The organism is Actinospica sp. (genome assembly GCF_035552695.1).
GTDB lineage: Bacteria > Actinomycetota > Actinomycetes > Streptomycetales > Catenulisporaceae > Actinospica.
Genome location: NZ_DASZKT010000023.1, coordinates 19509 through 40388 on the forward strand (window position 1 = coordinate 19509; position 20880 = coordinate 40388).

At 69.5% G+C, this 20880-nt stretch carries 20 protein-coding genes and 1 pseudogene; 2 read left to right on the plus strand and 19 right to left on the minus strand.

Annotation, left to right across the window (positions count from 1 at the left end; all coding sequences use genetic code 11):
- Nucleotides 1-45: 45 nt before the first annotated feature.
- From nuoI to VG296_RS03740, 11 genes are all read right to left on the minus strand, one after another.
- Nucleotides 46-591 carry an NADH-quinone oxidoreductase subunit NuoI gene (nuoI, locus tag VG296_RS03690; RefSeq protein WP_349259449.1) on the minus strand — a complete coding sequence of 182 codons (546 nt, stop codon included), beginning with the start codon at nucleotides 589-591 and terminating at the stop codon, nucleotides 46-48.
- Nucleotides 592-670: 79 nt separating this feature from the next.
- Nucleotides 671-2035, minus strand: coding sequence for an NADH-quinone oxidoreductase subunit NuoH (nuoH, locus tag VG296_RS03695; protein ID WP_325563045.1), 1365 nt, complete (start codon nucleotides 2033-2035; stop codon nucleotides 671-673).
- A gap of 2 nt (nucleotides 2036-2037) precedes the next feature.
- Nucleotides 2038-4569, minus strand: a complete 2532-nt coding sequence (locus tag VG296_RS03700) for an NADH-quinone oxidoreductase subunit G (protein ID WP_325563047.1) — start codon at nucleotides 4567-4569, stop codon at nucleotides 2038-2040.
- Between the two features lie 3 nt (nucleotides 4570-4572).
- A complete protein-coding gene (nuoF, locus tag VG296_RS03705) occupies nucleotides 4573-5889 on the minus strand; it encodes an NADH-quinone oxidoreductase subunit NuoF (RefSeq protein ID WP_325563049.1) in 1317 nt (438 codons plus the stop codon).
- Entirely contained in the window at nucleotides 5886-6569 is a 684-nt protein-coding gene (nuoE, locus tag VG296_RS03710; protein ID WP_349259450.1) for an NADH-quinone oxidoreductase subunit NuoE, read from the minus strand. Before nuoE ends, nuoF begins: the two co-directional genes overlap by 4 nt.
- Nucleotides 6570-6586: 17 nt before the next feature.
- Nucleotides 6587-7987, minus strand: coding sequence for an NADH-quinone oxidoreductase subunit D (locus VG296_RS03715; RefSeq protein ID WP_325563053.1), 1401 nt, complete (start codon nucleotides 7985-7987; stop codon nucleotides 6587-6589).
- A complete protein-coding gene (locus VG296_RS03720; protein WP_325563055.1) occupies nucleotides 7984-8709 on the minus strand; it encodes an NADH-quinone oxidoreductase subunit C in 726 nt (241 codons plus the stop codon). The genes VG296_RS03715 and VG296_RS03720 overlap by 4 nt, the downstream gene beginning before the upstream one ends.
- Nucleotides 8710-8791: 82 nt before the next feature.
- Nucleotides 8792-9346 (minus strand): NADH-quinone oxidoreductase subunit B family protein, encoded by a 555-nt coding sequence (locus VG296_RS03725; RefSeq protein ID WP_325563057.1) that lies wholly within the window; start codon nucleotides 9344-9346, stop codon nucleotides 8792-8794.
- 16 nt (nucleotides 9347-9362) lie between these two features.
- Nucleotides 9363-9722 (minus strand): NADH-quinone oxidoreductase subunit A, encoded by a 360-nt coding sequence (locus VG296_RS03730; protein ID WP_325563059.1) that lies wholly within the window; start codon nucleotides 9720-9722, stop codon nucleotides 9363-9365.
- Between the two features lie 520 nt (nucleotides 9723-10242).
- The gene (locus VG296_RS03735; RefSeq protein ID WP_325563061.1) at nucleotides 10243-11520 is read right to left on the minus strand and encodes a geranylgeranyl reductase family protein; all 1278 of its coding nucleotides are present in this window, start codon (nucleotides 11518-11520) and stop codon (nucleotides 10243-10245) included.
- Nucleotides 11521-11596: 76 nt separating this feature from the next.
- Nucleotides 11597-13189 (minus strand): N,N-dimethylformamidase beta subunit family domain-containing protein, encoded by a 1593-nt coding sequence (locus VG296_RS03740; protein ID WP_325563063.1) that lies wholly within the window; start codon nucleotides 13187-13189, stop codon nucleotides 11597-11599.
- A 49-nt stretch (nucleotides 13190-13238) separates the two neighbouring features.
- On the opposite strand from VG296_RS03740, the gene VG296_RS03745 reads away from it, so the two are divergent.
- The gene (locus VG296_RS03745; protein WP_325563065.1) at nucleotides 13239-13928 is read left to right on the plus strand and encodes a demethylmenaquinone methyltransferase; all 690 of its coding nucleotides are present in this window, start codon (nucleotides 13239-13241) and stop codon (nucleotides 13926-13928) included.
- A gap of 20 nt (nucleotides 13929-13948) precedes the next feature.
- A pseudogene (locus VG296_RS03750) lies at nucleotides 13949-14092 on the plus strand (cupin domain-containing protein); the annotation flags it as partial.
- A gap of 6 nt (nucleotides 14093-14098) precedes the next feature.
- Here the strand turns inward: VG296_RS03750 and VG296_RS03755 are convergent.
- The 8 genes from VG296_RS03755 to VG296_RS03790 all read right to left on the minus strand — a co-directional run bounded on the left by VG296_RS03755 (nucleotide 14099) and on the right by VG296_RS03790 (nucleotide 20828).
- Nucleotides 14099-15373 carry an amidohydrolase family protein gene (locus tag VG296_RS03755; protein WP_325563069.1) on the minus strand — a complete coding sequence of 425 codons (1275 nt, stop codon included), beginning with the start codon at nucleotides 15371-15373 and terminating at the stop codon, nucleotides 14099-14101.
- Between the two features lie 10 nt (nucleotides 15374-15383).
- Nucleotides 15384-16529 carry a cyclic dehypoxanthinyl futalosine synthase gene (gene mqnC / locus VG296_RS03760; protein WP_325563071.1) on the minus strand — a complete coding sequence of 382 codons (1146 nt, stop codon included), beginning with the start codon at nucleotides 16527-16529 and terminating at the stop codon, nucleotides 15384-15386.
- Between the two features lie 9 nt (nucleotides 16530-16538).
- On the minus strand, nucleotides 16539-17405 hold the full coding sequence (locus tag VG296_RS03765; RefSeq protein ID WP_325563073.1) for a menaquinone biosynthesis protein: 867 nt from the start codon (nucleotides 17403-17405) through the stop codon (nucleotides 16539-16541).
- The gene (locus VG296_RS03770; RefSeq protein WP_325563075.1) at nucleotides 17402-17728 is read right to left on the minus strand and encodes a DUF4229 domain-containing protein; all 327 of its coding nucleotides are present in this window, start codon (nucleotides 17726-17728) and stop codon (nucleotides 17402-17404) included. Before VG296_RS03770 ends, VG296_RS03765 begins: the two co-directional genes overlap by 4 nt.
- Before the next feature lie 14 nt (nucleotides 17729-17742).
- On the minus strand, nucleotides 17743-18297 hold the full coding sequence (locus VG296_RS03775; RefSeq protein ID WP_325563077.1) for a GNAT family N-acetyltransferase: 555 nt from the start codon (nucleotides 18295-18297) through the stop codon (nucleotides 17743-17745).
- Between the two features lie 88 nt (nucleotides 18298-18385).
- The gene (gene mqnE, locus VG296_RS03780; protein ID WP_325563079.1) at nucleotides 18386-19552 is read right to left on the minus strand and encodes an aminofutalosine synthase MqnE; all 1167 of its coding nucleotides are present in this window, start codon (nucleotides 19550-19552) and stop codon (nucleotides 18386-18388) included.
- 64 nt (nucleotides 19553-19616) lie between these two features.
- On the minus strand, nucleotides 19617-20072 hold the full coding sequence (locus VG296_RS03785; RefSeq protein ID WP_325563081.1) for an Lrp/AsnC family transcriptional regulator: 456 nt from the start codon (nucleotides 20070-20072) through the stop codon (nucleotides 19617-19619).
- Between the two features lie 111 nt (nucleotides 20073-20183).
- A complete protein-coding gene (locus VG296_RS03790) occupies nucleotides 20184-20828 on the minus strand; it encodes a UbiX family flavin prenyltransferase (protein ID WP_325563083.1) in 645 nt (214 codons plus the stop codon).
- Between the last annotated feature and the right edge of the window lie 52 nt (nucleotides 20829-20880).

Consider the following 20880-nt stretch of genomic DNA (forward strand, 5'->3'; position numbering starts at 1 on the left):
CACTGTGCCCGAATCGGACGGTCTCGCCGTGACCGGTGTTGCCCATCAGGAGCTCACCTCCTCAGCATCCGAGTCCGAGGCCTTGGCGACCGCGAGCATCTGGCCGAGCAGATCGTCGTCCGCGCGCGGGACCTCGCCGCGGTAGTACTCCTTCTCGGTGACCTCGTGGCCCGAGGCGTCCTCGTACATCCGGTGCGGCGGCGGGACCATGCCCTCGGCCAACGGCGCGAGCAGCCGATCCTTGGTGTAGATCAGCGATTCGCGGCTGGTGTCGGCGAGCTCGTACTCGTTCGTCATGGTCAGCGCGCGGGTCGGGCAGGCCTCGATGCACAGGCCGCACAGGATGCAGCGCAGATAGTTGATCTGGTAGACGCTGCCGTACCGCTCGCCCGGGGAGAAGCGCTCCTCCTCGGTGTTGTCCGCGCCCTCGACGTAGATCGCGTCCGCGGGGCACGCCCACGCGCACAGCTCGCAGCCGATGCACTTCTCCAGGCCGTCCGGGTGCCGGTTGAGCTGATGCCGGCCGTGGAAGCGCAGCTGGGTCGGTACCTTCTCCTCCGGGTACTGCTCGGTGTTCGGCTTCTTGAACATCGTCCCGAACGTGGTGCCGAAGCCCGCGACCGAGGCGAGCGGGCCCGGCTTGCCGCCCTCGCCGACCTTCTTGCTGGACCTATTGGTGGCCATCAGAGGCCTCCTCCGCTGGAGTGTGTCCGTTGGCGGTGAGAGCGGCGGCAGCTACGAGCGAGCTGCGCAGCGGCCGCGGCGTGATCGGCGTGCGCTGCTGACCGGGCATCGGCGGCACCGGGAAGCCGCCGCCGAGTCCGTCCTGGTCCTCTTCGCGGGCCAGTTCCTCGGCGTCGCGCGCCCGGCGGTCGAGGCCGATCTGGTTGCGCTCGCGCACCTCCAGGGCCACGAGCACGAGCACGAACAGGGCGGCCGCGCCGATGCAGATCGGGATCAGGTGCGCCTGGTCCATGTCCCCGACGTTCCGCAGCTGCCGGATCACCGCGACCAGCAGCAGCCAGACCAGCGAGACCGGGATCAGCACCTTCCAGCCCAGCCTCATGAACTGGTCGTAGCGCAGCCGGGGCAGCGTTCCGCGCAGCCAGATGAAGAAGAACACGAAGATCATCAGCTTGACGAGGAACCAGATCATCGGGTACCAGCCCTGGTTCGCTCCCGACCAGAGCGAGATCGGCCAGGGCGCCCGCCAGCCGCCGAAGAACATCGTGATCGCCAGGCAGGACACGGTGACCAGGTTGATGTACTCGGCGAGGAAGAACAGCGCGAACTTCAGCGAGCTGTACTCGGTGTGGAAGCCCCCGACCAGTTCGCCTTCGGCTTCCGGCAGGTCGAAGGGCGCGCGGTTCGTCTCGCCGACCATCGCGATGATGTAGATGATCCCCGAGACGCACAGCGGCAGGATGTACCAGGTCTGCGCCTGCGCCGCGACGATTCCGCTGGTGGACATGGTGCCCGCGTAGAGGAACACGCCCGCGAAGCTCAGTCCCATCGCGATCTCGTAGGAGATCATCTGGGCGGACGAGCGGATGCCGCCGAGCAGCGGGTAGGTCGAGCCTGAGCTCCATCCGGCGAGCACGATGCCGTAGATGCCGATCGAGGAGACGGCCAGGATGTAGAGCACGCCGATCGGCAGGTCGACCAGCTGGAGCGTCGTCCGGTGATGGAAGATCGAGACGCTGCCGCCCCACGGAATCACCGCGAACGCGAGGAACGCGGGGACCGCGGAGAGCACCGGCGCCATCCAGAACACGGGCTTGTCCGCGTTCGTCGGGACGATGTCCTCCTTCAGCGCGAGCTTCACGCCGTCGGCGAGGGACTGCAGCAGCCCCTGCGGTCCGACCCGGTTGGGCCCGATGCGCATCTGCATCCAGGACACCACGCGGCGCTCGAACCAGATGTTGAACAACGTCAGCACGACCAGCATCGCGAAGGCCGCTACCGCCTTGATCAAGGCGATGATGAACCACCACTCGATGTGGGTGTCGAAGCCGTTGATGACCCAGTGGTCCATGTTCACGAGTCCTCGCCCCCTTCGATGTGGAGCTCCGCAGTAGCGGTCGCGACGGCCGGGGACGACAGCGCCACAATCGAGCCGGTGTCGGCGCTGAGCGTGGCGCGCACGTGCGAGCCAGGCGAGTTGGTCGGCAGCCAGACGACGCGGTCGGGCAGTTCGGCGATCTCCAGCGGCAGCAGGATCGTTCCGGCGTCAGTGCTGAGCGCGACCGTCTCTCCCTCCGCGACGCCGATCTCGTTCGCGGTGGCCGCGGACAGCCGGGCGGCCGGTCGGCGCGCGGTCGCGGCGAGGTACTTCTCGCCGTCCTGCAGCCGTCCGTCGTCGAGCAGCTGATGCCAGGTGGCCAGCACGGCCTGTCCGGCGGCGGGCGCCGGAAGCTGGAGCATCTCGGCGCGCGGCGGCAGTGCGCGCGGACCGTCCCAGCTGCCGAGCGCGTCGAGCTCGCGACGAGCCGCGGCGACGTCCGGCAGGCCGAGGTGCACGTCCATCGCGTCGGCGAGCCGGTCGAGCACCCGCAGGTCCGCGATCTGCCCGCCCTGGGTCTGGGTGACCTCGGGGCTCAGCGCGGCGGTGAACGTGCGCGTCCGGCCCTCCCAGTCCAGGAAGGTGCCGTCCTTCTCGGCGACCGCGGCCACCGGGAAGACGACGTCGGCCAGCTCGGTCACCGCGCTGCGCCGCAGCTCCAGCGAGACCAGGAAGCCGACCGCGGCGAGGGCGTCGAGCGCTCCGGTCGGGTCGGGCAGGTCCGCCGGGTCCACGCCGCCGACCAGCAGGGCGCTGATCTCGCCGGACCGGGCCGCGGTCAGGATCGCATCGCCGTCCCGGCCCTCCAGCGTCGGCAGGGCCCTGACTCCCCAGGCCGTGGCCACCTGGCCGCGGGCCATCGGGTCGCCGATCGGGCGGGCGCCGGGCAGCAGGTTCGCCAGCGCCCCGGCCTCGACCGCGCCGCGCTCGCCCGCGCGCCGCGGAATCCAGGCCAGCTTCGCCCCGGTGTCCTTGGACAGCCGCAGCGCGGCGCTCAACGCGGCGGGCACGGAGGCGAGCCGCTCGCCGACCAGGATGACCGCGCCTTCCTCGCGCAGCTGTCGGGCGACTTCGAGCCCGGCGTGATCGAGCCCTGCTTCGAAGCTGCCCTCGGCGAGTGCGCGGAGGAACTCGGGCTCCGTGTGCGGCGCCGCCTTGAGGAGCGTCCCTTCGCACTTGCGCAGCCCGCGCGTGGCCATCGGCGCTATGGCGATGACGTGCGTCTTGTGCACCCGCGCGGCCTTGCGCAACCGCAGGAAGACGATCGGCGACTCGTCCTCCGGCTCGAAGCCGACGAGCAGCACGGCCGGCGCGGAGTCCAGATCCGCGTAGGTGACCGCGCCGGAGCGGGGTGCCTTGCCCGCCACGTGGGCGGCGAGGAACTCGGCCTCCTCGTGGCTCTGCGGCCGGGCGCGGAAGTCGATGTCGTTGGTGTCCAGCGCGAGCCGGGCGAACTTCGAGTAGGCGTAGGCGTCCTCGAGGGTCGAGCGTCCGCCGACGAGCACGCCGGCCTGGCCGCGGCTCGACCGGAGCCCTTCCGCCGCGACGCGCAGCGCCTCGGGCCAGGACGCCGGGACGAGCTCGCCGTCCTTGCGCACCAAGGGAGTCGTGATCCGGTCGGACTGCGTCGCGTACTGGAAGGCCCAGCGGCCCTTGTCGCAGTTCCACTCCTCGTTGACCTCCGGGTCCTCGCCCGCCAGGCGTCGCAGCACCGTGCCACGCCGGTGGTCGGTGCGCAGCGCGCAGCCGGAGGCGCAGTGCTCGCACGCGCTCGGCGCGGAGACCAGGTCGAAGGGCCGGGAGCGGAACCGGTAGGCGGCGCCGGTGAGCGCGCCGACCGGGCAGATCTGCACGGTGTTCCCGGAGAAGTAGGACTCGAAGTCCTGGTCCCCCGCCACCGAGATGCCGACCTGCTGCTGCGGGCCGCGCTCGATCAGCGTGAGGAACGGGTCGCCGGCGATCTGCTCGGAGAAGCGGGTGCAGCGCGCGCAGTTGACGCAGCGTTCGCGGTCCAGCAGCACCTGCGCCGAGACGTTGATCGGCTTGGGGAACGTGCGCTTCTTGTCTCCGAAGCGGCTCTCGCCCCGCCCGTTGCTCAGCGCCTGGTTCTGCAGCGGGCACTCGCCGCCCTTGTCGCAGACCGGGCAGTCCAGCGGGTGGTTGATCAGCAGCAGTTCCATCACGCCGCGCTGCGCCTTGTCGGCGACGGTGGACGTGCGCTGCGTCTTGACGACCATGCCGTCGCCCACGGTCGTCGTGCACGAGGCGAGCGGCTTGCGCTGGCCCTCGACCTCGACCAGGCACTGCCGGCAGGCGCCGACCGGGTCGAGCAGCGGGTGGTCGCAGAAGCGCGGGATGGCGATGCCGAGCCGCTCGGCGACCCGGATGATCAGCTCACCCTTCTTGGCGATCACGTCGATGCCGTCGACGGTGAGCTTCACGTGCCCGGGCGGGACCTCGAGCTCGACTTCCCCGCCCTGGGCGGGAACATTGGTCGTGACTGTCATGGGTCAGAACGCTCCCGTCAGGGCCGGGGCCCATACCGTGGTGCGGGCCGGGTCGAAGGGGCAGCCCCCGTGGCGCAGGTGGTCGAGGTACTCGTCACGGAAGTACTTGATCGACGAGACGATCGGCGCCACGGCACCGTCACCGAGCGCGCAGAACGCGCGGCCGTTGATGTTGTCGCAGATGTCGAGCAGCTTCTCCAGCTCCGCCTCGTCGCCCTGCCCGGCCTCGAGCCGCCGGTAGGCCTGGACCAGCCAGTAGGTCCCCTCGCGGCACGGGGTGCACTTGCCGCAGGATTCGTGCGCGTAGAACTCGGTCCAGCGCAGCGCGGCGCGGACCACGCAGGTGGTCTCGTCGAAGATCTGCAGCGCGCGGGTGCCGAGGATGGATCCGGCCGCCGCGACGTTCTCGAAGTCCAGCGGCACGTCCAGGTGCTCGTCGGTGAACAGCGGCGTCGAGGAGCCTCCGGGCGTCCAGAACTTCAGCCGGTGTCCGTGCCGGATCCCGCCCGCGAGTTCGAGCAGCTCCCCGAGCGTGACCCCGAGCCCGGCCTCGTACTGCCCGGGCCGGGTCACGTGCCCGGAGAGCGAGAAGAACCCGAAGCCCGGGCTCTTCTCGCTGCCGAAGGTGCGGAACCAGTCCTTGCCGTTGCGCAGGATCGACGGCACCGAGGCCACCGATTCGACGTTGTTGACGACGGTCGGGCTGGCGTAGAGCCCTTCGACCGCGGGGAACGGCGGCCGGTTGCGCGGCTGGCCGCGGCGCCCCTCCAGCGAGTCGAGCAGCGCCGTCTCCTCGCCGCAGATGTAGGCGCCCGCGCCGACGTGCACGACGAGTTCGAGATCGAATCCGCTGCCGAGGATGTCCTTGCCGAGCAGGCCCGCCGCGTAGGCCTCGCGGACCGCGGCCAGCAGCCGCCGGACCACGTGCGTCACCTCGCCGCGCACGTAGATGAAGGCGTGGCCGGAGCGGATCGCGTAGCTGCCGATGATGATGCCCTCGATCAGCTCGTGCGGGTTCGCGAGCATGGTCGGGATGTCCTTGCAGGTGCCCGGCTCCGACTCGTCCGCGTTGACCACGAAGTAGTGCGGCTTGCCGTCGCCCTGCGGGATGAACGACCACTTCACGCCGGTCGGGAAGCCGCCGCCGCCGCGGCCGCGCAGCCCGGACTCCTTGACCTCGGCGATCACCTCGTCCGGCGTCATCTGAGTCAGGGCCTTGCGGACGGCCGTGTAGCCGTCGCGCCGCCGGTAGCCGTCGATGGTGTACGAGTCCTGCTCGTCCCAGGCTCGGGAGAGCACCGGTGCCAGCTTGAGCGTCACGCCGTCTCTCCCCTCGCCTGCGCCACGCGCAGCCCGACCAAGGACTCGGGGCCCGCGGAACCGCCGCCGCGCACCGCGTCCTCGCGCAAGTCCTCGAAGCCCGCGAGGATCCGCTCGGTCTCCCGGAAGGAGCAGACCGCCGGACCCCGGGTGGCGATGACCGGGCGGCCGGCCAGCAGGTCGTCGACCAGCTGCTTGGCCTTCTCCGGCGTCATGTTGTCGAAGAACTCCCAGTTCACCGTCATCACCGGGGCGAAGTCGCAGGCCGCGTTGCACTCGATGTGCTCGAGCGTCAGGCTCCTGCCTTCCGCGCTGACCTCGGTGCGCTGGTCGTTGCCGACGCCGAGGTGCTGCTTGAGCGCCGCGAAGATCTCGTCGCCGCCGAGCACCGCGCACAGCGTGTTGGTGCACACCCCGACGTGGAAGTCGCCGACCTGCTGCCGCTTGTACATCGAATAGAAGGTGGCGACGCCGCTGACCTCTGCCGTCGTCAGATCGAGCTTGTCGGCGCAGTACTTGATGCCGTCACCCGAGACGTAGCCCTCCTCGGCCTGCACGAGGTGCAGCAGCGGCAGCAGGGCCGAGCGGTCGACCGGGTACCGCGCGATCACCGCGTCGGCGTCCCGGTCGAGCCGGTCGCGCACCTCCTGGGGATAGCCCTTCGGCGGAACGACGGGCATTCCGATCTCAGTGCTGCTCAACGGTCGACACCTCCCATCACGGGGTCGAGGCTGGCGACAGCCACGATCAGGTCGGCGATCATGCCGCCCTCGGCCATCACGGACACGGCCTGCAGGTTGTTGAACGAGGGATCGCGGAAGTGCACCCGGTACGGCCGCGTGCCCCCGTCCGAGACCGCGTGGCAGCCGAGCTCGCCCTTCGGCGACTCGATGCCCACGTAGACCTGCCCGGGCGGTACGTGGAAGCCCTCCGTCACCAGCTTGAAGTGGTGGATCAGCGCCTCCATGGACTCGCCCATGATGTGCCGGATGTGGTCCAGCGAGTTGCCCATGCCGTCGCCGCCGAGGGCGAGCTGCGCGGGCCAGGCGATCTTCCGGTCCTCGATCATCACCGGGCCCGGCTTGAGCTTCTCCAGGCACTGCTCGATGATGCGCAGCGACTGGCGCACCTCGTCCATCCGGATCCGGTAGCGGCCGTAGGAGTCGCTGGTGTCCCAGGTGACGACCTCGAAGTCGTAGTTCTCATAGCCGCAGTACGGCTGCGACTTGCGCAGGTCGTGCGGCAGGCCGGTCGCCCGGAGCGGCGGCCCGGTGATGCCGAGCGCCATGCACCCGGTCAGGTCCAGGTACCCGACGCCCTCGGTGCGCCCCTTGAAGATCGGGTTCTCGTTGCACAGGGCCTCGATGTCCTTCATCCGAGTCGGCATCAGCGCCAGGAACTCGCGGATCTTGTCCACCGCGCCGGGCGGCAGGTCCTGCGAGACGCCGCCCGGCCGGATGAACGCGTGGTTCATCCGCAGGCCGGTGATCATCTCGAAGATGTCCAGCACCAGCTCGCGCTCGCGGAAGCCGAAGATCATCGCGCTCAGCGCGCCCATCTCCATGCCGCCGGTGGCGATGCACACCATGTGCGAGGCGATCCGGTTGAGCTCCATCAGCAGCACCCGGATGACGCTGGCCCGCTCCGGGATCTGCTCCTCGACGCCGAGCAGCTTCTCCACCGCGAGGCAGTACGCGACCTCCTGGAACAGCGGCGTCGTGTAGTCCATCCGCGTGACGAAGGTGCAGCCCTGCGTCCAGTTGCGGTACTCGAGATTCTTCTCGATCCCGGTGTGCAGGAAGCCGATCCCGCAGCGGACCTCGGTGACGGTCTCGCCCTCGGTCTCGACGACGAGCCGCAGCACCCCGTGCGTGGACGGGTGCTGCGGCCCCATGTTGACGACGATCCGCTCCTCGACCGGCTCGCCCTCCTCGGCGGACGCCAGCTCCCGGGCGATCTCGTCCCAGTCGCCTCCGGTCAGCGTGAAGACCGCGTCGGTGCCCTCCTCGGAGCCGGCCCCGCCGGCCGCCGCGTACGGGTCGAAGTTCGGCTCGTCGGACGCGCCGCCGTCCACCGGCTGTGCGAGATCGACGCTCATCGGTAGCTCCTTCGCTGATCCGGGGAGGGGATCTGCGCGCCCTTGAACTCGACGGGGATGCCGCCGAGCGGGTAGTCCTTGCGCTGCGGATGGCCGGGCCAGTCGTCCGGCATCAGGATCCTGGTGAGCGCGGGGTGGCCGTCGAAGACGATGCCGAACATGTCCCAGGTCTCCCGCTCGTGCCAGTCGGTCGCGGGGTACACCCCGGTCAGCGACGGCAGGTGCGGGTCCTCGTCGGGACAGCTGGTCGCCAGGTGCACGCGCCGGTTGTGCGTGATCGACAGCAGCGGCACCAGGATCTGCAGCTCGCGGCCGGCGTCGTCGGGGAAGTGCACCCCTGACACGCCGAGGCAGAGCTCGAATCTCAGGGCCGGATCGTCGCGCATCGTCTTGGCGACGGCGACCAGGTGCTCGCGGCGCACGTGGAAGGTGAGCTGGTCGCGGTGCACCACGACCTTCTCGATGGCCCGCTCCGGCGCCAGGTCGCGCTCCTCGAGCGCGCCGAAGAGCTCGTTCTCGACCTCGTCGAAGTAGCCGCCGTACGGCCGGGGCGACTGCCCGGGGAACTCGATCGTCCGCACCAGGCGGCCGTAGCCCGAGGTGTCCCCGCTGGTCCCGTTGCCGCCGAACATGCCGCGGCGCACGGCCACGACCTCGGCCGCCTGCTCGGCGAGCGGCTGCGGCAGCTCAGGCCCGGCCTTCTCGGGAAGGTTCTGACTCATGCGACCACCTCGCCGGCGCTCGGCGGACGCATGCGCGCAACCACTGTGCTCAATGATTCGCTCGCAAGCTCGCTCATCGTCATCAGCGCAGCAGCCCCTTCATCTCGATCGTCGGGAGCGCGTTGAGGGCCGCCTGCTCGGCCGCGCGCGCGGCCGCCTCGCGGTCGACGCCGAGCGGCATCTTCTGGATCTCCTCGTGCAGCTTGATGATCGCGTCCATCAGCATCTCCGGCCGGGGCGGGCAGCCGGGCAGGTAGATGTCGACCGGCACGACGTGGTCCACGCCCTGCACGATCGCGTAGTTGTTGAACATGCCGCCGGAGGAGGCGCAGACCCCCATGGAAAGCACCCACTTGGGGTTCGGCATCTGGTCGTAGATCTGCCGCAGCACCGGCGCCATCTTCTGGCTGACCCGGCCGGCCACGATCATCAGATCGGCCTGCCGCGGCGAGGCGCGGAAGACCTCCATTCCGAAGCGGGCCAGGTCGTAGCGGCCGGCGCCGGTGGCCATCATCTCGATGGCGCAGCAGGCCAGACCGAAGGTGGCGGGCCACAGCGAGCCCTTGCGCATGTACCCCGCGAGGCCCTCCACCGTGCTGAGCATGAAGCCGCTGGGGACCTTCTCCTCGATACCCATAGGACCCGAAGACCTCCTAGTCCCACTCGAGTCCGCCGCGCCGCCAGACATAGGCGTAGGCGACGAAGACGGTGAGGATGAACAGGAACATTTCCGCGAGCCCGAACCAGCCGAGGGAGTCGAAGGCCACGGCCCACGGGTACAGGAAGACGATCTCGATGTCGAAGACGATGAAGAGCATCGCCGTCAGGTAGTACTTGACCGGGAAGCGGCCGCCGCCGACCGGCTGCGGGGTGGGTTCGATGCCGCACTCGTAGCTGTCGTACTTGGCCCGGTTGTATCGCTTGGGGCCGGTCATCGCGCCCATCGCGACCGAGAAGACCGCGAAGCCTCCCGCGATCAGGGCCAGGATGAGCACCGGGACGTACGTGTCCATCCGCGCCGCCACCTCCCTTGCTCCTCGTGAAGGAATTCACAAGCCCAACGCGGTGGGGGCCGCCGCGTCACGCTCTTCGCCTGGGACTGTGATCTTTTGCCGCGAACCTGCCTTACTCGCCGCACATCCTACGCCGCGTCAGATGTGATGTCCGCCACGGCCCGATGTCGCGAGCTTCGCCTGATCCGTAACGTAGTCCTCACAGGCCGCATCGCGCTTCGTGATCTGCGTCACGCCCAGGTCACCCGCAATCGGATAGATCCGAAATGATCGTCGATCACGGCGTGGACATTTCGTGATGATCTACGCTTGTGATCGCCGTCACAATCCTTCGAGTGACGGTCCGCGCATGATCCAACCGGTGAGATCGCTTTGACTTCCGCTCTCTACCTAATGTAGAAGCCGATCACCGTATCCGGAAGACGACCGGAAGACAAAAAGTCCCCTTCATCCGAAATCTGGATGAAGGGGACTTTCCCCGCAATACATGTCTTACTCGGGCGTCGTGGGCGTCGCGCGGCTACGCCCGCGGGGTCACCTTGGCGAGGCCGTTGATGATCCGGTCCATCGCGTCGCCGCCGCGCGGATCGGTGAGGTTCGCCAGCAGCTTGAGGGTGAACTTCATCAGCATCGGGTGCGAGAGGCCGCGCTGGGTCGCCAGCTGCATCACCTTGGGGTTGCCGATCAGCTTCACGAAGTACCGGCCGAGCGTGTAGTAGCCGCCGTAGGTCTCGCCGAGGATCCGCGGGTAGTCGGACAGCGCCAGCTCCCGCGCGTACGTGCCGGTGCGCGCCTTGGCCTGGGCGATCACCCGCGCGGCCAGCTCGCCGGATTCCATGGCGTACGCGATGCCCTCGCCGTTGAACGGGTTGACCATGCCGCCGGCGTCGCCGACCAGCAGCAGCCCGCGGGTGTAGTGCGGCTTGCGGTTGAAGCCCATCGGCAGCGCGGCGCCGCGGATCGGGACGGTCCGGTTCTCCTCGGTCAGCTCCCACTCCTGGGGCGTGGTGGCCAGCCAGCGCTGCATCATGTCCCGGTAGTCCACCTTGCCGAAGGCCTTGGAGGTGTCCAGGATCCCGAGGCCGATGTTCGAGGTGCCGTCGCCCATGCCGAAGATCCAGCCGTAGCCGGGCAGCAGGCGGTCCGGGTGCTTGGCGTCGGACAGCTCGAGCCAGGACTCGAGGTAGTCGTCGGTGTGCCGCGGGTTCTTGTAGTACGCGCGGTAGGCCACGCCCATCGGCCGGTCCTCGCGCTTGTGCAGGCCCATCGCGATGGACAGCCGGGTCGAGTTGCCGTCGGCCGCGACGACGAGCGGTGCGTGGAACTCGGTGTCGGTCTTCTCGCCGCCGAGCCGCGCGGACACGCCGGTGATCCGCGAGGTGCGCGGGTCCAGGATCGGCGCGGTGACGTTGCAGTCCTCCAGCAGCCGCACCCCCGCCTGCTTCGCCTGCCGGGCCAGCAGGTCGTCGAAGTCGGCGCGCGGCCGGACGAGGCCGTAGTTCGGGTGCGCGGCGAGTTCCGGCCAGTCCAGTTCGAGCTGGACGCCGCCGGCGAGGATGCGCAGGCCGCGATTGTGCAGCCAGCCGTTGGCGGGCGAGGTGTCGATGCCCATCCGCACCAGCTGGGTGACGGCGCGCGGGGTGAGCCCGTCGCCGCAGATCTTCTCGCGCGGGAACGTGGTCTTCTCCAGCAGCAGGACGTCGAGGCCCGCCCGCGCCAGGTGGTACGCGGTCGTCGACCCGGCCGGTCCGGCGCCGACGACGATGACGTCGGCCTGGTTCTCGCTCAAGCTCTGCACATCGGAAGTCTAGCCGGACCGATTGTCCGCTCTTCGGTTGCTCCCGCTTCACGGTCTGCCGGCCGCCCCGCCCAAGTCAGTCGATGCCGAGCCCCTCGCCGGACGGCGCGCCGTCGGCCGCGGTGTTGTCGTTCGCCGGGTGCGTCCTGCCGACCGGTCCCCGCGCGAACGCCGTCAGCAGGTTCAGCGTCGCGCGGCGCACGAACTGCCGCGCCGCGGTGCCGAAGTGCGACGAGCACTGGGATCCGAGCGCGCACTCCCAGCGCATCGTGCCCGCGTCGAACACGCCGGCGCCGGAAGTGACCGTGTAGTACGCGGATTCCTGGTAGCTGCCCCGGCCCTGGCAGGTCAGCGGCGAATGGCTGAGCACTTCGATCGGATGCGGCGTCGTCGCGATGTCCACGACGCGGTCGTACTCCGGACCGACGAGCCCGGGGAACGACGTGCCCTGCGTCGCTCCCGTCCCCGCGAAGATCCAGTTGTCGGGGTCGTACACCACGTACGCCGCGTCGACCGGATTGCATTGGTAGAGCGCGCCGGTGAGCGCGTTCTCCGGCCGCGGGTCAGGGGCATAACGCCAGTCCTGCGTGGCGTCGGACGGGTTGGTGGAGGCGAGCGGGTCGATCGAATAGTCCTTGTAGCAGATCACCAAGCGGTCGGCCCCGAGCTGCGTCGTGCCCCACCTGATGTGCCGGAAGATCGAGTTCGCGCCTAGGAACGCGAGGTTCGTGCCGTGCTGATCGCGCGCGTTCGTCAGGGTGCTGCGCATCGTCGCGGAGTAGTACTCGTCGTGTCCGTCCGAGACGATCGCCCGCGCGCCTTCGAAGAGTTGAGGACTGGTCTCGAGTTCGAGGTCGGTTTCGTAGGCGACCGGAAGGTCGTGCTGTTCGGCGAAGGAGACCATGGCCTGATCGAAGGGAAAGAACAGGCCATCGCCCTCCGGCTCGTCCGGATCGATATAGGGCCGATCGAATGACACCGCGTACGCCCGATCGCCGTACGCGCCGTCCGCCCCCTGATAGAGCGAATAGCCGCCCCAGGTGTTGTAGGCCTGCCACGTCGTGATCCCGGCGACCAGCACGACCTTGCCGGCAGTGGAGGTCGAGTGCACGACCAGCGGCACGTAGCGCTGCTTGCCGGCCGAGGAGACGAGCTTGATCAGATATTCGCCGGGCACCCATCCGGTGGTATCGACGGTCACCGAGGGCTGCCAATTGCATTCGACCGTCCGAGTGGACGCATTCGTGGATTGCGCCGTCTGATGGACGCCTTTCGTCTCCGCGGATTGCCATACCTTCGTGCCGTCCGCGCCGCCGTAGTAACCGATCCGGTAAGCCGTCGCGGTGAATGAGGCAGCCGTGGTCGAGACGTAGAGCTTGAAGGACTGCCCCGGCGCGACCGAGGCGAGGTTCGTGTAGCCCTCGATCGCGTCCTGCGCGCCGAGCGCGTTCTCGTCGATGGCCCAGGAGCGGTCGCCGGGCTTGGCGTTCTCGGCGGCCACGTCGATGCCGGGCGTGGCCGCGGCCGTTGCCGCCCCGGTGCCCGTGCCCGCAGGCCTCTGATCCGGGCCCGCGGACGCCGACGTACCGCCGCCGGAGCCCCCCGTGCACGCCGCGAGGAGCATGAGCAGGCAGGTCAGCGCCGCCGTGGCCGTCCGACGCGCAACCATATCGAGCCCCTTTACCCACACGCCTACCCGAAGGTGCCAGGATAGGTCTATGAGCAGAGCGTCGTTGGCCAAGAAGCCTCACGAAGTCGCGGAAATGTTCGACGGAGTCGCCGAGCGCTACGACCTGACAAACGACCTGCTGTCGCTGGGCCAGGCCCGACTGTGGCGGCGCGCCGTCGCGCAAGCGGTGGACGCCCGGCCCGGCGAGCGCGTACTCGACCTCGCGGCCGGGACCGGCACCTCGTCCGCCCCCTTCCAGCAGGCCGGCGCGAGCGTGGTGGCCTGCGACTTCTCGCTCGGCATGCTCGAGGTCGGCCACGACCGGAACCCGCACCTCGACTTCGTCGCCGGCGACGCGACCAGGCTCCCCTTCCGCGACGCGAGCTTCGACGCGGTCACGATCTCCTTCGGCCTGCGCAACGTCGAGGACACCACCGCCGCCCTCCGCGAACTGCACCGCGTCACCAAGCCCGGCGGCCGCCTCCTGGTCTGCGAGTTCTCGCACCCGACGTTCGCCGCGTTCCGCACCGTGTACCTCGAGTACCTGATGCGCGCGCTCCCGGCGATCGCCAGCAAGGTCGCGAGCAACCCCGACGCGTACGTGTACCTCGCCGAGTCCATCCGCGCGTGGCCCGACCAGCGCGGCCTCGCCACCCTGATCCAGGCCTCGGGTTGGTCCAAGGTCGCCTGGCGGGACCTGACCGGCGGCATCGTGACGCTGCACCGCGCCACGGCGTGAACCCCGAGATCCTCGCGCAGGGGGTCTACGTGGTCGCCGGCGTCTTCAACGACGGCGCGCGCGACTATCCGGCCGGAACCTTCCTGCACGCCCCGGCCGGAACGTGGCACGTACCCGCGACGACGACCGGGTGCACGCTGTTCGTTTTCTACCCCGAGGGCTAGCCGCCTCTAGCCGCGGTGCACGATCGTGCCGCCGAGGATGGTGCCGAGGCACTTGTGCGTGCCCGCGGCGGCCGCGTCGAGCAGCGCGCCGTAGGCGGATTCCGGGGTGACGGACTCGGATTCGGGGACCGAGAAGACCGCGAGGTCGGCGCGGGCGCCGGGCTCGAGGCGCCCGACGTCGGCGAGGCCCATCGCGCCTGCGCCGCCGAGGGTGGCCGCCTCGACGATCCGCCGGTCCAGGTCGTCCGCCTCGTATCCCTGGCTCACCGCCAGCGTACGCAACGCGGCGGCCTCTTCGAGCAGGTCCAGCGAGGGGGTCGAGGCGAGCGAGTCGGTCCCGATCCCGAACGGCGAGTTCTCCCGCAGGTAGTCGGCGACCGGCGGCTGGCCGGACTGCAGGATCTTGTTCGACCGCGCGCACAGCGCCGCGTAGACGCCACGCGCACGCAGCACCTCGCGGTCGGTCGGGTCGCAGTGCACGCAGTGCGCGGCGTGCACGTCCGGCCCGAAGACGCCGAGCTTGTCGAGGTACTGCACCGGACTCAGGCCACTGCCGCCGTCGCGGATCAGCTCCATCGACTTGCCGAACTCCGTCATGCTCTTGGCGAACGGCCCGGTCCCGGTGAGCACGTACTCCGACTCGGCGGGCGATTCGGCGACGTGCGGGTGCAGCCGCAGCCCCTTGTCCCGTGCGATCGCGACGCAGTCCGCGAATACGGCGCCGGCGACCGTGTAGGGCGTGTGCGGCGAGACTCCGAGCGCGCGACCCGCGGGCCCGGACGCGAGGCGCTCCAGCAGCAGCGCGCGGCCCGATTCGGACCAGCTGCGTGCGTCCTCGAACACGATCTCGATGTAGGAGACGCCGCCGACGCCGCTGCGCGCGGTCGGCGGCAGTACGCCGACCGGGTCGGTGACGATGTCGGCCACGGCGGTGATTCCGGCGCGCAGCATCATGTGCAGGCCGCGCCGGGTCGATTCGCCCCACATCGCGTCGGTGAAGGTGGCGCGCTTCTCGACCATCCGGCCGATCCACACGTGGAACGGCTGGTCGAGCGAGTTGAGCTCCTCGAAGTCCGTGTACTGCAGGTGCGCGTGCGCGTTCACCAGACCCGGCGTCAGGACGCCGGACCAGGCGCGCTCCCGGACCTCCGGGTTGGCCGCGAGCAGTTCCGCCCGCGGCCCGACGGCCAGGACGCGATCGCCGTCGACGAGCACCGCTCCGTCGCCGATCGGATCCGCGGAGACGGGCAGGACTATCGGCGCGCTGTGGAGGGTCTGCATGACCCCGACTTTAGTCGACGACGGTCAGCGCGGTGGACGCGATGTGCGAACGCACCCGCTCGTCCACCGGGTCCTCGGCCGGATCCTCGTGCACCGCCAGCAGTTCGTACGTGGTGCTGCGCTGCGCCGGGACGCGGCCCGCCGTGCGGATCAGGTGGATCAGCTCGCTGCGATTCGAGCGGTGCCGCGCGCCGGCCGAGGAGACGACGTTCTCCTCCAGCATGACCGAGCCGAGGTCGTCCGCGCCGTAGTGCAGGCTGAGCTGGCCCGCCTCCTTGCCGGTGGTCAGCCACGAGCCCTGGATGTGGTTGACGTTGTACAGGAACAGCCGCGCGACCGCGATCAGCCGCAGGTACTCCAGCGTCGTGGTCTGCGTCCGGCCCTTGAGGTGGTTGTTCAGCGGCTGGTAGGTGTACGGGATGAACGCGCGGAAGCCGCCGGTGCGGTCCTGCACCTCGCGGATCATCGCGAGGTGCCGGATGCGCTCGGTGTTCGTCTCGCCGGTGCCCATCAGCATCGTCGAGGTCGACTCCAGGCCGAGCCGGTGCGCGGTCTCCATGATCTCCAGCCAGCGCTCGCCGCTCTCCTTCAGCGGCGCGATCACCGTCCGCGGCCGCTCCGGCAGCAGCTCCGCGCCCGCGCCGGCGAGCGAGTCGAGGCCCGCGGCCTTGATCCGGGCCACCGCCTCCTCGATGGAGACGCCGGAGACCTTGGCCATGTGCTGGATCTCGGAGGCGCCGAGCGAGTGGATGACCAGCTGCGGGTACTGCTCCTTGATCGCGGAGAACGACCGCTCGTAGTACTCGACGCCGTAGTCCGGGTGGTGGCCGCCCTGGAACATCACCTGGGTGCCGCCGAGTTCCACTGTCTCGCCGCAGCGGCGCAGGATCTCGTCGAGGTCGCGCGACCAGCCGTCCGGCGACTTGGGCGCGACGTAGAACGCACAGAACTTACACGCCGTCACACAGACGTTGGTGTAGTTGATGTTGCGCTCGATGATGTACGTCGCGGTGTCCGCGAGGTAGGGCAGCTTCGCCCGGCGCGCGGCGTCGGCGGCCTGGCCGAGATCGTGCAGCGGCGCGTGCCGGTAGAGCTCGAGTGCTTCCTCTTCGCTGATCCGGCCGCCCGCGGCGGCCCGCTCCAACACCTCGGTCATGGATCCACCCTACGCATCGGCACTGAGGACTTCGATCCGCACGTTCGGATCGATGTCGATCTGCCCGCTGATCTGGCGGGCGAACTCCAGGGCGCCGGCCAGTTGGCGCGGCCCGAAGGAGAAGTCGAGGCTCGTGTAGTACTTCTCGAGCTCCACGGCGTCGAACACCTCCCAGCGGGCGACCTGTGCGGCCACCTTGTCCACCTCGCTGACCGCGAGCTCGACGGAGCGCAGGAAGGCCTGGTGCACCTCGCGCACGAGATCGGGGTGCGCGGCGAGGTAGTCGCGTCGCACGGCCCAGACCGCGAAGACCATCGGCAGGCCGGTCCAGTCCTTCCAGGCCTCGCCGAGGTCGAGCATGTGCAGGCCGTGCCGGGGCACGTCGTGCAGCGCGGCGCGCAGCGCCGGGTCGCCGATGAGCACCGCGGCCGGCGCCTCCTGCATCATGGCGCTGAGATCCGGCGGGCAGGTGAAGTACTCGGGTGTCACGTGGAACCGCTCGCGCAGCATCAGCCGGGCGAGCTGCACCGTGGTGCGCGAGGTCGAGCCCAGGGCCACGCGCTGCCCGTCGAGGTCCTCGAAGGGCACCTGCGAGATCAGGTTGCAGGACATGACCGGGCCGTCGGAGCCGACCGCGGGCCCATCCAGGACGACGAGGTCCTCGCCGTGCTTGAGGAGGGCGGCCAGCGGGATCGGCGCGATGTCCAGGTCTCCCGCGATCAGGCGCTCGCCGAGCCGCTCCGAGCTGTCCTTGACGAGCTCGATGTCGAGCAGGGCGCCGGAATGCACCAGGCCCCAGTAGATCGGCATGCAGTTCAGGAACTGGATGTGCCCTACCCGCGGCTTGCGCAACGGCCCGGTCGCGCCGGGCGTCACGCGTCCTGCTCCTCGTCCTCGAAGGACGCGGAGTCCTCGAGCTTCTTGCTCAGCCGCTGCGAACGCGCGACGAGCCCGGCCGACATGGCGTCGCGGTACTTGGAGAGGGCGAAGAAGGACACCGAACTGGACAGCAGCAGCGCGATGGCCAGCAGGATCAGCCGGTTCGTGTCGGTGCCGAGGTCCATGCCGGCCAGCTTCGCGATGCCCCACATCACCACCAGGGCGACGAGGAAGAGCCCGAGCCGCAGCGTTGTGTAACGCAGGGTGGCGTGCGGGATTCGCTGCGGGGTCTGCTGCACGGGCTCATTGTTCGCACTCACGGATTCACGGTACCTCACAGCTCCAGGGACATGAGGATGAGGTCCCGGTACGGCGTAGCGCCGCCGCAGTCCGCCGTCCGGTCGGGCAGTTTGATGCCCTGTCGCATCCGGCCGTATTCGGCGTAGCCGCACTTCTTGTAGAACAGCTCGGTCCCACCGCCGCCGCGCACGTCGAGGTGCAGCTGCTCGGACCCGGCCTGCCGCGCCACGGCGGCCAACTCGGCCATCAGCCTGAAGCCGTAGCCGTCGCCCTGGAAGTCGGGGTGCACCATGACCCGCTTGACGGTCTGCCAGTGCGCGGTGAAGGCGAAGTCGTTCGACACCAGGAAGGCGAGCGCGGCGACGCGGCCGGGCTGCTCGCCGCCCACGGTGCGCGCCACGACCAGCCGGTCGCGGCCGGAAAGGACCCCGGCGAACTGCGCCTCGGCCTTCGGCAGCACATCGTCCATGGAGACCGGGGGCACGAAGCCCACCGCCCCGCCCGCGTTGGAGACATCAGTCCAGCAGGCGACAATCTCGGCCCGGAGCTGCTCGGACAGCTCCGGGTCAACCTCGAATCGCAGCGTCATGCGCATCATTCTCGCATAAAACTGCCGTGCCATGCATGTTGTTTCACGTGGAACACTGCGCGACCCCGCGGCTACGCATAGCCATACGCTATTCGGCGAAGACCATCGACTGCGGCGCCTCCCGCCGCCCCAGGTCCGGCCCCGGGAACTCGCGCACCACCTCGTAGCGCGTGTTGCGCTCGACCGGCGTGAAGCCGGCCTCCCTGATCAGGTCGAGCAGGCTGTCCCTGGTCATCTTGTTCGGCGTGCCGAACTCGTCCGCGTCGTGCGTGATCTTGTACTCGACGACCGAGCCGTCCAGGTCGTCCACGCCGTAGTTCAGCGACAGCCCGGCGGTCCCGAGACCGTGCATCACCCAGAAGCACTTCACGTGGTCGAAGTTGTCCAGCAGCAGCCGGGACACGGCGAAGGTCTTGAGCGCCTCGGCCCCGGTGGCCATCGGCTGGTTCATCAGCCGGTTGCGCTGCTTGCCGTCCTTCGAGTCGTGGAAGTCGTGCTGGAAGCGCAGCGGGATGAAGACCGCGAAGCCGTTGGTCTCGTCCTGCAGTTCGCGCAGCCGCAGCACGTGGTCGACGCGATGCCGCGGCTCCTCGATGTGCCCGTAGAGCATCGTCGAGGGCGTACGCAGCCCCTTGCTGTGCGCGAGCCGGTGGATGCGCGACCAGTCCTCCCAGTGCGTCGCGTGGTCCACGATCTGCTGCCGGATCTCCCAGTCGAAGATCTCCGCGCCGCCGCCGGTGAGCGACTCGAGCCCCGCGTCGATCAGCTCGTCCAGGATCTCGTCCGCGCTCAGCCCGGAGATCTTCTCGAACCAGTGGATCTCGGTGGCGGTGAACGCCTTGATCGAGACTCCGGGCAGCACGGCCTTCAGCTCGCTGATGGACTTCGGGTAGTACCGCCACGGCAGCGTCGGGTGCAGCCCGTTGACGATGTGCAGCTCGGTGATGCCGTCCGGCTCCATGGCCTTGGCCAGCCGCACGGCCTCCTCGATGCGCATCGTGTAGGCGTCCTTCTCCCCCGGCTTGCGCTGAAAAGAGCAGTAGGCGCAGGAAGCTGAACACACGTTCGTCATGTTCAGGTGCCGGTTGACGTTGAAGAAGACCTTGTCGCCGTTCTTCCGGGTGCGCACGTGGTGGGCCAGCGAGCCGAGCCAGGCCAGGTCGTCGCAGGCGTACAGGGCCACGCCGTCCTCGCGGGACAGCCGCTCGCCCCCGACCACCTTGGCTTCGAGTTCCCGCTTGAGTCCGACGTCCACGGCCCGCTCCTCTTTCCAGCTACGCGGTTGAGATGACCGAACCAGCGTACGCCGAACCCCGGGATCAGTCCTCCGCCGGGATCGGGATCTGCCGGGCCTCCCACTTGGTCGACAGCGCGATCGTCGTCCTGGTGCGCGCCACCCCGCGGATCCGCCCCAGCTTGCCGATGATCTTCTCGAGCCCGACCGGGTCCCCCACCCGCACCTTGAGCACGAAGGACTCCTCGCCCGCGACGAACCAGCAGTCCTCGATCTCCGGCACGTCCTTCAGCCGGCGCGCCACGTCGTCCAGGTCGGCCGCGTCGGACAGCAGCACGCCGATCAGCGCGGTAACGCCGAGCCCGAGCGTGCTCGGATCCACCGCCGCCCGGTACCCGGTGATCACCCCGGCCTGCTCGAGCCGGTTGATCCGGTCGGTCACACTCGGCCCGGACAGCCCCACCAGCCGCGCGAGCTCCGCGTACGTGGCCCGACCGTTGGCACGCAGTGCCTCCACCAGCGTGCGGTCGACCGCATCCACTGTGCTTCCGCCTTCCTTGTGCCCGGGGGCCCACCCCCTCGCGCCGAAAAGGTTACTGCCCTCTTCCCAGGCCCGGACAATACCTGCAAACGACTGCACGATCCCACTCGGTTACTCCCGTCGCTCCCCCAGCCTCCCGTCCCAGCGCCGCAGCAGCGCGTGCGACACCCCGAGCGCGTCCAACGCCTTCCCCGCCACGAAGTCCACCAGCCGCTGCACGCTCTGCCCGCCCGCGTAGAACCCCGGCGAGGCTGGCAGGATCACCGCCCCCTCCCGACTGAGCGTCAGCAACTGCTCCAGCGTGCTCGAACTGAGCGGCGTCTCCCGCACCACCAGCACCAGCGGCCGGCGCTCCTTCAGGTTCACCGACGCGGCCCGCTGCAGCAGGTCCTTCGAAAGCCCGATGCTGATCCCCGCCACCGCCGCCGCCGTGGCCGGAACCACCAGCATCCCCCGCACCGGATAGCTCCCCGACGAGGGCCCCGCCGCGAAGTCCCCGGCCGTCCAGTACCGCACGGCGTCCAGCCGCGAGTCGGACTCCTTCCACCCCAGCAGCGCCGCCAAGTCGTCCCGCCAGTGCGAGTCCCGGAACGAGATCCCCGTCTCATCCAGAATCGTCAGCCGTGCCGCCCGGCTCACCACCAGGTCGACGTCCTCCCCGCCGTCCAGCAGCGCCCCGATCGCCGCCACCGCGTACGGCGTCCCCGAAGCCCCCGAGATCCCGACCACCCAAGGCCTGCGCTGTTCGCTGCTCATGCCTCCAGGGTGCACGGCGAAAGACGCCCGGGCCAACTCGGCGCCGGGCGGA